This is a genomic window from Pseudoalteromonas sp. ESRF-bin5 (genome assembly GCF_002632075.1).
Lineage (GTDB): Bacteria > Pseudomonadota > Gammaproteobacteria > Enterobacterales > Alteromonadaceae > Pseudoalteromonas > Pseudoalteromonas marina.
In genome coordinates, this window is sequence record NZ_NTLW01000319.1 from 1 (window position 1) to 11085 (window position 11085).

The following is an 11085-nucleotide window of genomic DNA, read 5'->3' on the forward strand; positions in this document are numbered from 1 at the left end:
TTTGCGTTGCAGCCCAAATATCTACACTGTCTTTATTGTACATTGCCGTGGCGCAAGGTGGCTCCATAGGTGCTTGATTTAAGTGCGGCGCGTAATAGTCGGCAACTAATTTATTGCTCGATTTAGCCAATACGCTGGTGGTATCGCCTTTTTCGCGCACATGCGCTTGCGGCTCATTCACTGTTTGCAGTAACGACTTTTTAAAGCTCTCTGAATTATAATCGCCATTTTTACCATCATCCCACACCACGTTTAGTGCTTTACGCGCCTGCCATGCAGCCCAGGTATTTTTAGCAACAATAGCAATGCCGCCTTTTGGCTGAAATTGAGGCGCGCCTTTTGGTACAGGCATTTCAATAACATCAACTACGCCATTAATTGCTTTAGCGGCGCTGGCATCAAACGATTTAACCACACCACCTACTACCGGCGGGCGCTCAATAATAGCCACCAGCGCTTTTGGCTCGCGAACATCAGCAGCAAATGTGGCTTTACCGGTTACTAAATCGGTTAAATCTATGTGCGCCATACCGGTATTTATATAGCGCCATTCTTTACGTGTTTTGAGTGTTAACTTGTCTGGCTCTGGCGGGGTAATGCCAAGCGCGAGGTCAATTAAATCTTTATAAGCCAGCGTTTTACCCGAGCTGTGGGTAACCACGTGCTGATTAGCTGTACAGGTTTGTGGGTCAACCTTCCAATACTTAGCGGCTGCGTGCTGCATCATATAACGTACGCTTGCGCCCATTTCGCGCAGGCGTTGCATGTTGTAGCGAATACTGCGCGAGCCATCGGTATTTTGATCCCCATATTTAGGGTCGCCCTTACCTTGAATAACAACGACTTTATCCCATGCAGCTTCCATTTCGTCTGCCACAATTTGGGCAATGGCGGTACGAATTTGTTGGCCCATTTCAGAGCGGTGGCAGGTTATTTCAACCATGCCATCAGGGCACAGAGCTATAAATAAGTTAGCGCGCTTTGCTTGCTCAGAGGGTTGCTCTAACACGCCAGCAAACGCTCTTGGTGCACTGCCTACAAAATAAGTGCCTAATACTAATGCGCCTATTGCGCTGGTTTTTAAAAATTGGCGACGGTTTAGGTCAAAGTACGTATTGTCGTTTTTCATACCTCTTCCCCTTGTTCATTTGGGTCAAAATACTCAACGCCCGCAATGGTTTTAGCCGCCGACTTAATCGCTTTATGAATACGCGGATACGTGCCACAACGACAAATATTGCCCGACATATTACTCACTATTTCATCATCAGTTGGGTTGGGGTTAGCGGCTAATAAGCTTGCCGCTTGCATTATTTGCCCGCACTGACAAAACCCACATTGCGGCACTTTATGCTCGACCCAGGCTTTTTGCACGGGGTGGTCGCCTTGCTCACTTAACCCTTCAATAGAGGTAATAGCACGCCCTGCCACAGCCGATACCGGTAATATGCACGAGCGCTGCGCTACGCCATCAATATGTATGGTGCACGCACCACACTGCGCCATACCACAGCCAAACTTAGGCCCTGTTAAATTTAATTCATCTCGAAGATACCAAAGCACCGGCGTTGACGGATCGCCTGTAAACTCATGTTTATTACCATTAACGGTAAGCGTGATCATATTTAACTCCTTGGCAAAGCGCTTTAAAGGAATGCCTTGTTGCGCGAGAACGGTTTGAATAATTGCTACTTTTTTAGCCTACCACTTAGGATTGGTTTATTGAACTTTTTATCGGTAAGTGGCTTTAATAAGCTTTGGTAAATCGCTAAACATAAAACCGCCCTATGGCGGTTTTATGTATAAACTAAATGTCAGTTATTTAGTTAGTGCTAATTTAACCGCGGCCTGTGCATGAATTTGGGTGGTATCGTAAAGGGGCACCGTTGTATGTTGCGGCTCTACCAATAAGGCAATTTCAGTACAGCCTAAAACAATAGCCTGTGCACCTTTTTCAAACATACGCTCAATAATATTTATAAACTCAGCTCGGGCTTCATCATTAATAATACCTTGGCATAACTGATTGTAAATTATGTCGTGAACACGCGCTCGCTCATTAGGCTCGGGTATTAACACTTCAATGTTATGCTTATTGGTTAACCGCCCTTTGTAAAAGCTTTGCTCCATTGTAAATTGCGTGCCCAACAACCCTACTCGCGTTATTTTATCGTGTTTTAACTGATCTGCGGTTGCGTCAGCGATATGTAAAATAGGAATACTAATATTACTGGCGATATGGTCAGCCACTTTGTGCATGGTATTGGTGCAAATAAGTAAAAAATCAGCCCCTCCAGCCTCTACCGATTTAGCCGCCTCGGTAAGTAACTTAGCTGTTTGTGGCCAATCACCTTGGTGCTGCAGCGTTTCAATTTCTGCAAAATCAACACTCACCATACAAATTTTGGCACTATGCAGCCCGCCCAGCGCATCTTTTACGCCCAGGTTTAACGCTTTGTAATAACTAGTGGTTGACTCCCAACTCATACCACCAAGCATGCCAATCGTTTTCATAAAATTGCCTTGTTTAAAGTGTTTAAGACCAAGCCAATTGCTACACAGCTATACGACAAAACAATAAGCTAAAATACCTGTAAAGTCTTGTATAGCGCTCCCCTGACTCATTATATTTTATTCTGCCTTGCTGTTTTTCTAACTATGAGGTGTTGACTTAACAACGAATTTTTCGAATACACAATTTAGTGGGAAATAAATTACTAAATAAATAGCTAGGAAAAGAAAAAACTCTAAATAAAAAGGTAGGTCTTTTAGGTTTATTATTGAGTCAGTTAAATAGCGACTAACAAACGATGTAATGAATGCAGATAAAAATATAACAACTAAGTTTGAAGTTTTTTTCTTCATGTAAATCCTTTTTTAAAAAAGACTGATAGCTTAACCATTGTAATTATTGTGGTTAGTTCCGCCTAGCACGGGAGTTTATACATCGATTAATATTTCACTAAACAAACTATTTGTAAACTACTAAGTTCCTACAATAGAAAAACGAGCCTATTTTGGCTCGTTTTTTTTTTTACTGATAGCTGACAGCTAAAAACTAACCGCTGCTCTTTTACTCTGGCTCATACCCCAAATTAGGCGATAGCCACCTTTCGGCCTCTGCGAGCGTCATATTAGTTCGCTTGGCGTAGTCTTCTACCTGATCCTTTTGTACAGCGGCTACGGCGTAGTATTTTGCCTCTGGGTGTGAGAAGTACCAACCTGAAACAGCAGCACCTGGCCACATGGCGTACGAACTAGTTAGCTGCATGCCAATGCGTTTTTCGGTATCGAGTAACTGCCAAATTTTCTTTTTCTCGGTGTGCTCTGGGCACGCTGGGTAACCTGGCGCTGGGCGAATACCTTGGTAGTTTTCGCGAATTAGCTCATCGTTACCGAGGTTTTCATCGGGTGCATAACCCCAATACTCTTTACGTACTTGTTCGTGCAGGTATTCGGCAAAGGCTTCTGCGAGCCTATCGGCAACCGCTTTTATCATTATTTTATTGTAGTCGTCTTGCTGTGCGTCAAACGCATTGGCTAAGTCGTCTTCTTCTAAACCGCCCGTTACTGCAAACGCGCCAAAGTAATCAGGTGTACCTTTTGGCGCAATGTAGTCGGCTAAACAATAGTTAGCAAAGTCGGTTTTTTCAGTTTGCTGGCGTAAATGGCACGAAGTAGTTAATAGCTCTTTGCGGGTTTCATCGGTGTAAATTTCTATGTCATCACCCACGCGATTTGCTGGGAATAAACCAATTACACCTAAAGGTTGCAAAGTACCTGACTTTTCGAGGTCATCGAGCATGTCGTTAGCGTCTTTAAATAAGCTACGTGCTTGCTCACCAACGACTTCATCGTCCATTATGCGCGGGTATTTACCAGCGATTGACCACGTCATAAAGTATGGGGTCCAATCTATATACTTACGCAACGTGGCTATTGATACATTTTTAAACTCAGTCACGCCCAGCTTTTTAGGTACTGGTGGCGTGTAGTTATCCCAATCAAGCTGTGCAGCATTATCGCGGGCGCGCTGAATGGTAACTGGCTTTGAGCGCGGCTTTTTGCGCGCTTGTTGCTCGCGTACTTTTACGTACTCGGCTTTTGTTTTTTCTAAAAAGGCAGGTTTTAGCTCTTTAGATAACAAGCTTGATACTACGCCCACTGCTCGGCTGGCGTTATTTACGTACACTACGCCTTTATCGTACTGTGGCTCAATTTTAACTGCAGTATGCGCTTTAGAGGTCGTTGCGCCGCCAATCATAAGTGGGAGTTCAAAACCTCGGCGGGTCATTTCTTTGGCTACGTGTACCATTTCGTCAAGCGATGGGGTAATTAAGCCCGAAAGGCCGATTATGTCGGCTTTTTCGTCAATCGCTGTTTGCAGTATTTTTTCGGCAGGTACCATTACACCTAAGTCGATTACTTCGTAGTTATTACATTGCAGTACTACGCCTACAATGTTTTTACCTATGTCGTGCACGTCCCCTTTTACGGTGGCCATAACCACTTTACCGTTAGTGGCACCTTCTTCTTTTTCAGCTTCTATGTATGGGTCTAGGTAGGCCACTGCTCGTTTCATTACACGGGCTGATTTAACAACTTGCGGTAAAAACATTTTACCTGCGCCAAATAAATCCCCTACCACGTTCATGCCATCCATTAATGGCCCTTCAATTACGTGAATAGGTTTATCGGCAGCTGCGCGGCATTCTTCGGTATCCTCATCTATAAAAGTAGTAATGCCTTTTACAAGGGCGTGCTCTAGGCGTTTTTCAACAGGCCATGTGCGCCATTCTAAGTCTTCTACCCGCTCAGCTTGTGCCATACCTGAATATTTAGGTGCAAGCTCTACTAAACGCTCACCTGCACCGGGGTCGGTGTTAAGTATTACGTCTTCTACGGCTTTTCGAAGTTCCTCGGGGATATCGTCGTAAACCGCAAGCTGGCCTGCGTTTACAATCCCCATATCCATACCCGCTTTTATCGCGTGGTATAAAAACACCGAGTGAATGGCCTCGCGTACAGGGTTATTACCCCTAAACGAAAACGATACATTAGACACCCCGCCCGACACTTTACAGTGCGGTAAGTTTTGCTTAATGCGGCGTGTGCCTTCTATAAATTCTACTGCGTAGTTGTCGTGCTCTTCTATACCGGTGGCCACGGCAAATATATTAGGGTCAAAAATAATGTCTTCTGGCGGGAAGCCAATCTCTTCTACTAATATTTTGTAGCTGCGTGCACATATTTCGTATTTACGGTCTGCGGTGTCGGCTTGGCCGTCGGTATCAAACGCCATAACAACAGCAGCTGCACCAAAACGTTTAATAATTTTAGCTTGGTGTTTAAACGGCTCCTCCCCTTCTTTAAGCGATATTGAGTTAACAATAGCCTTGCCTTGAATACATTTAAGGCCTGCTTCTATTACTTCCCATTTAGAAGAGTCGACCATAATAGGCACTTTAGAAATATCAGGCTCTGAGGCAATTAAGTTTAAAAACTTCACCATGGCCGCTTTTGAGTCCAGCATGGCTTCGTCCATGTTGATATCAATAACCTGGGCGCCGTTTTCTACTTGCTCGCGGGCAACATTCAGGGCGGTCTCGTAATCTTCTTCCATGATTAAGCGTTTAAACATGGCAGAACCAGTGACGTTGGTACGCTCGCCAACATTGGTAAATACTGCAATTTGCTGGGTCATGTTGGCTCCTAGTTTAAGTTACAGGCTTCAAGGCCTGATAAACGCATACGAACATCAAGCTCTGGCAATGCGCGAGGTTTAACCCCTTCAAGCCCTTTAGCAAACGCACGAATATGCTCAGGCGTTGTACCACAGCAACCACCCACAATATTAATAAAGCCCGATTTGCCCCAATCTATAATCTCGGCAGCCATTTCAGGAGCCTCTAGGTCGTACTCACCAAATTCGTTAGGCAAACCGGCATTGGGGTGCACTGAGGTAAATGTTTCGCATACCCGCGAAAGCTCTTCTACGTATTGGCGCAGTAAATCTGGCCCAAGGGCACAGTTAAGACCAATTGAAATAGGCTTAATATGGCGAATAGAGTTATAAAATGCTTCGGTTGTTTGCCCCGAAAGGGTACGCCCTGAGGCATCGGTAATTGTGCCCGAGATCATTACGGGTAATGTGCGCTCGGCTTGCTCAAAGGCTTCTTCTACTGCGAATGAGGCGGCTTTTGCATTTAGGGTGTCAAATATGGTTTCAATAAGTATTAAATCAGCGCCACCTTCCATTAATGCAAGGGTAGACTCTACATACGCAGTAACCAGCTTATCAAACGTTACGTTACGGTAACCTGGGTCGTTTACATCTGGCGAGATAGAACAGGTTTTAGATGTTGGCCCTAAAACCCCCGCTACATAGCGTGGTTTTTCTGGATTTATAGCGGTGAACTCGTCACATATAGCACGCGCGAGTTTTGCCGACTCTAAGTTTACCTCACGGCTTATGCTTGCCATGTCGTAATCTTCCATCGAAATGGTGGTTGAGTTAAAGGTATTGGTTTCAATAATATCTGCACCGGCAGTTAAAAAGCCGCGGTGTATATCGGTTATTAGCTCGGGTTTGGTGAGGCTTAATAAATCGTTATTGCCTTTTATTAGCACGTGCCAATCTTTAAAACGCTCGCCTCGGTAGTCTTCTTCTTCAAGTTTATGAGTTTGGATCATAGTGCCCATAGCGCCGTCTAAAATTAAAATGCGCTCTTTAAGCGCTTCACTTAGTTCGGCTTGTTTGTTGGCGGCTGTATTATTCGGCATAGTTGTTAGTCCTCACATCTTGGCTAACTAAATTAATATCATACGGTGTGGTCTGATACACGTAGTAATTTAACCAGTTCGAAAAAAGTAAAAAAGCATGGCTTTGCCACGTTTTTGACGGTTGCTTGCTTGCATCATCATCGGGAAAATAGTTTTCAGGTTTTGGCGCATCTGGGCTTTTTTGTAAATCACGCTCGTACTCCCCTTTTAGGGTGTCGGCATCGTATTCTGGGTGGCCTGTTATAAATACTTGGCTACCCGATTTGTTCTTTAATAAGTAAGCACCCACTCGTTCAGAGCCTGCTAATACAACGAGATCATCACACGCATTTATTTTTTTTATATCAATGTGCCCATAACGTGAGTGTGGTACTAAAAAGGTATCATCAAAACCGCGGGTTAATGCCCCGTGTTTAAAATGGCATTGGTGAGTAAATACGCCACACAGCTTATTGGGTTTTAAGTCGCGCTTTAAATTGTAGCTATGGAATAGCGCTGCATGAGCCGCCCAACACGAAAACAACGTAGAGGTAACGTGTTGCTCTGCCCAATCAATAATGACTTTAAGCTCTTCCCAGTAGGCAACATCTTCATACTCTAAATGCGCAAGCGGTGCGCCTGTAACAATAAGCGCATCGTAATTGTTATTTTTTACCTCTGAAAAATAGCGGTAAAAGGTATCTAGGTGTTCTTCTGAGTTATTACTGCTGCGGTGAGTGTCTAGGCGCAGCAGCTCTACGTTTACTTGCAAAGGAGAATTTGCAAGTAAACGAATAAACTGCACTTCGGTTTCTACTTTATTAGGCATTAAGTTTAATATAGCCAAACGCATTGGGCGGATTTCTTGCGTTTTTGCACGGCTTTTTGGCATGACGAATACGTTTTCTTGGCGCAAACGTGCAATGGCTGGAAGCTCATCCTTTACGGTAATTGGCATATTTTTAACTCCTACTCATAAAAACTCGTGCTAATTATGAACTGAAAGCAAAAAATATCAACCTCTAGATGTATAGATGTCTAAATGAAATTTATTCATTATTACTTAAGTATGTGGCAAGCAATGAGTCACCCCCTTAAAAAGAGGCTTAACTCACTGCATTTAAAATAATGAACTAATTATTGCCCACTAATATTAAATTTTGCTGAGGGGGAATTAAATACTCAGCGCCGTTTTTGGTAATTACAGCCATTTCTTCAACAGAAATGGTTTTAAACTCGGTGTTGTTTAAAGGCCAACTAAAAAAGCCATCAAAAGCAAACACCATTCCCTCTTTAAGTTTACGATGAGCAGCAGGCCTTACTTGGGCACTGCGAGAGCCACCTAAATTGGGCCCGGTATCGTGTGCAACATACCCAACTGGATGGCCGGTACTCCATGGCACAGGCTCTGAGTTGTATTTATTCATTAATACGGTTTGAGCTTGATCCACGTCTATACCCTTTACGCCGGGTTTCATTGCATTAAATGCGGCAAAACCGCTATCTCGGGCATTAATCCAATATTGCTGAATGTTGGCTGGTGCAGAGGTTTCCCCTTCTTTAAGTACATAAGCAAAACGCTGAATGTCACTTACCCAGCGATTGAAGAGCTTTACGCCAAAATCAATTTGAATTACGTCGCCCGGCATAATGACTTTATTTGTAGAATGCGAATGCCCGCGATCGGGACCTGAATTTACGTTAGGATTTTGATCGGCAGCCCATGCATCGGTTACACCTCGTGCTTTCATTTTAGCTTTTAAAAATTTAGCTACATCGGCATCGGTGGTTTTACCCGGAATAATAGTTTTATAAGCCTCTATTTGCCACGTTGCTGAAAGCATTGCGGCCTCTTTCATTATTTCAACTTCAGCAGGTAACTTAATTGAAAGCCATTGATAAACGACTTCTTCGGAAGATACGAGCTTTGCTGTTTGCTTTGCGCCTAATAAGTTAGTTAATTGCTTGTATTGCGAGTGCGATAACCCATCTGCCTGTGCATTAAGATCAGAGACATTTATTGCTATACGCTCAAAGGGTTGTTTTTTTATAAACTCAGCCGCGTATTTTAACGCAGACACACTGCGTGGCACCGAGATCACTTTTTCATGTATGTTTAGCTCGTCGAGTGCTTTTGCTTCGCTTGAAGGTGAGTAGGCTACCGAATGAAACGCCCCTTTATTAAAATAAAATAAATATGCCGCTGGCGAACCTGCGTTTTCACAGCCAACATGGTCAGCCAATGGGTCGTTGTTATTTTCTCTACAAACAATAAGCCAAGCATCTACCTTAGCTGCTTTTAAAGCGTTTGGCAGGAGTTTATTTATTCTTTGTTTTCTTATTTCGGGCCAAGGAGAATCGACTGCGTTAGCTTTGGGGTTTGTGGTAAATAACGTAAGCAAAGCCAACATTGTTATTACTTTTTGTATAGTCATGGGTTTTTCTTATTTTTACTATGGTTTAAATACGTTAGCACACCCAAATAAAACTATACATTTAACGAGATAAAACGATAAAGATATATTCCCACCCGCCATTCGTTGACTGTTTCACCTCTCAACAACTACAATACAACATTAAAATTTTTATTATTATTTGAAGGCTTTCCTCCATGGTTTTACCTGATAAGTTTATTTTCTCGATGAGTCGAGTATCTAAAGTTGTGCCGCCTAAGCGTACAATTTTAAAAGATATTTCGTTGCACTTTTTTCCTGGCGCCAAAATTGGTGTGCTTGGTTTAAATGGTTCTGGTAAATCATCATTGCTACGTATTATGGCCGGTGTTGACCAAGACTTTGAAGGTGAGGCACGTCCTCAGCCTGGTACTAAAATTGGTTACTTACCACAAGAGCCAGTACTAGACGAAAGCAAAACAGTACGAGAAATAGTTGAAGAAGCTGTTGGCGAAGTAAAACACGCCCTTAATCGCCTTGACGAGGTTTACAACGAGTACGCAATGGAAGGTGCTGACTTTGACGCACTGGCTAAAGAACAAGGTGAATTAGAAGCAGTTATTCAAGCGCACGATGGCCATAACATCGATAACGTACTAGAGCGCGCTGCTGATGCACTTCGCTTACCTGAGTGGGATGCTAAAATTGAGCACCTTTCAGGTGGTGAACGCCGCCGTGTTGCTATTTGTCGTTTGTTACTAGAAAAACCAGATATGCTTATTCTTGATGAACCAACTAACCACTTAGATGCTGAGTCGGTTGCATGGTTAGAGCGCTTCTTACATGACTACGAAGGCACTGTTGTGGCGGTAACGCATGACCGTTACTTCCTTGATAACGTTGCTGGCTGGATATTAGAGCTTGACCGTGGTGAAGGAATTCCATGGGAAGGTAACTACTCTTCTTGGCTTGAACAAAAAGACGCGCGCTTACAGCAAGAACAAAAATCTGAAAAAGCACGTCAAAAATCAATTGCGCAAGAACTTGAATGGGTGCGTTCAAACCCTAAAGGTCGTCAGGCTAAGTCTAAAGCGCGTATGGCGCAGTTTAGCGAGCTACAACAATCAGATTACCAAAAACGTAACGAAACAAACGAGCTATTTATTCCACCTGGCCCACGTTTAGGCGACCAAGTATTAGAAGTGACTAACTTACGTAAAAGCTTTGGCGACCGCGTATTAATAGACGACTTAAGCTTTACAATGCCTAAAGGCGCTATTGTGGGCATTATTGGTGCTAACGGCGCGGGTAAATCTACGCTATTTAAAATGTTAAGTGGCGAAGAGCAGCCAGATAGCGGTAGTGTTAACGTTGGTGAAACCGTACAACTAGCAACGGTTGATCAGTTCCGCGACGATATGGACGAAAGCAAAACAGTTTTTCAAGAAATATCTGACGGACAAGACGTTTTAAAAATTGGTAACTTTGAATTCCCAAGCCGTGCTTACGTTAGCCGTTTTAACTTTAAAGGTAACGATCAGCAAAAGTTTGTAAAAGACTTATCGGGCGGTGAGCGTAACCGTTTACACCTTGCTAAATTATTAAAAGCCGGTGGTAACGTAGTGCTACTGGATGAGCCAACCAATGACTTGGACGTTGAAACATTACGTGCACTTGAGAATGCTATTTTAGAATTCCCAGGCTGTGTAATGTGTATATCGCATGACCGTTGGTTCCTTGACCGTATTGCTACGCACATTTTAGATTACCGCGACGAAGGACAAATTAACTTTTTCGATGGTAACTATACTGAATACGAAGAGTGGCTCAAAAAGACCTACGGTGCAGAAGCTGCACAACCTAAGCGTATAAAATACAAAAAAATTGGTTAATAGCTAAATTAACTGAAATACCTTTAAAACCCTGCTTT

8 protein-coding genes are annotated in these 11085 nt (G+C 43.2%); 1 reads left to right on the plus strand and 7 read right to left on the minus strand.

From position 1 onward, the window contains the following. The 7 genes from BCG07_RS19470 to BCG07_RS19500 all read right to left on the minus strand — a co-directional run. Positions 1-1129, minus strand: a 1129-nt coding sequence (locus BCG07_RS19470; protein ID WP_286891631.1) for a molybdopterin cofactor-binding domain-containing protein, incomplete at its 3' end; no start/stop codon positions are given. After that, a complete protein-coding gene (locus BCG07_RS19475) occupies positions 1126-1623 on the minus strand; it encodes a (2Fe-2S)-binding protein (protein ID WP_024034278.1) in 498 nt (165 codons plus the stop codon). The genes BCG07_RS19475 and BCG07_RS19470, both read right to left, overlap by 4 nt. Positions 1624-1818: 195 nt before the next feature. Further along, a complete protein-coding gene (locus tag BCG07_RS19480; RefSeq protein WP_286891632.1) occupies positions 1819-2514 on the minus strand; it encodes an aspartate/glutamate racemase family protein in 696 nt (231 codons plus the stop codon). A 559-nt stretch (positions 2515-3073) separates the two neighbouring features. Continuing rightward, positions 3074-5704, minus strand: a complete 2631-nt coding sequence (gene metH / locus BCG07_RS19485) for a methionine synthase (protein ID WP_286891634.1) — start codon at positions 5702-5704, stop codon at positions 3074-3076. An 8-nt stretch (positions 5705-5712) separates the two neighbouring features. After that, positions 5713-6783: a homocysteine S-methyltransferase family protein gene (locus BCG07_RS19490; RefSeq protein WP_286891636.1), complete on the minus strand. Its 1071-nt coding sequence runs from the start codon at positions 6781-6783 to the stop codon at positions 5713-5715. Further along, entirely contained in the window at positions 6773-7720 is a 948-nt protein-coding gene (gene metA, locus BCG07_RS19495; protein WP_006791480.1) for a homoserine O-acetyltransferase MetA, read from the minus strand. Before metA ends, BCG07_RS19490 begins: the two co-directional genes overlap by 11 nt. 175 nt (positions 7721-7895) lie before the next feature. Next, complete coding sequence (locus BCG07_RS19500) at positions 7896-9197, minus strand: M24 family metallopeptidase (protein WP_286891638.1); 1302 nt, start codon at positions 9195-9197, stop codon at positions 7896-7898. A 176-nt stretch (positions 9198-9373) separates the two neighbouring features. Between BCG07_RS19500 and ettA the strand changes: the two genes are divergently transcribed. Further along, positions 9374-11047 carry an energy-dependent translational throttle protein EttA gene (ettA, locus tag BCG07_RS19505; protein WP_006791482.1) on the plus strand — a complete coding sequence of 558 codons (1674 nt, stop codon included), beginning with the start codon at positions 9374-9376 and terminating at the stop codon, positions 11045-11047. Positions 11048-11085 lie beyond the last annotated feature (38 nt).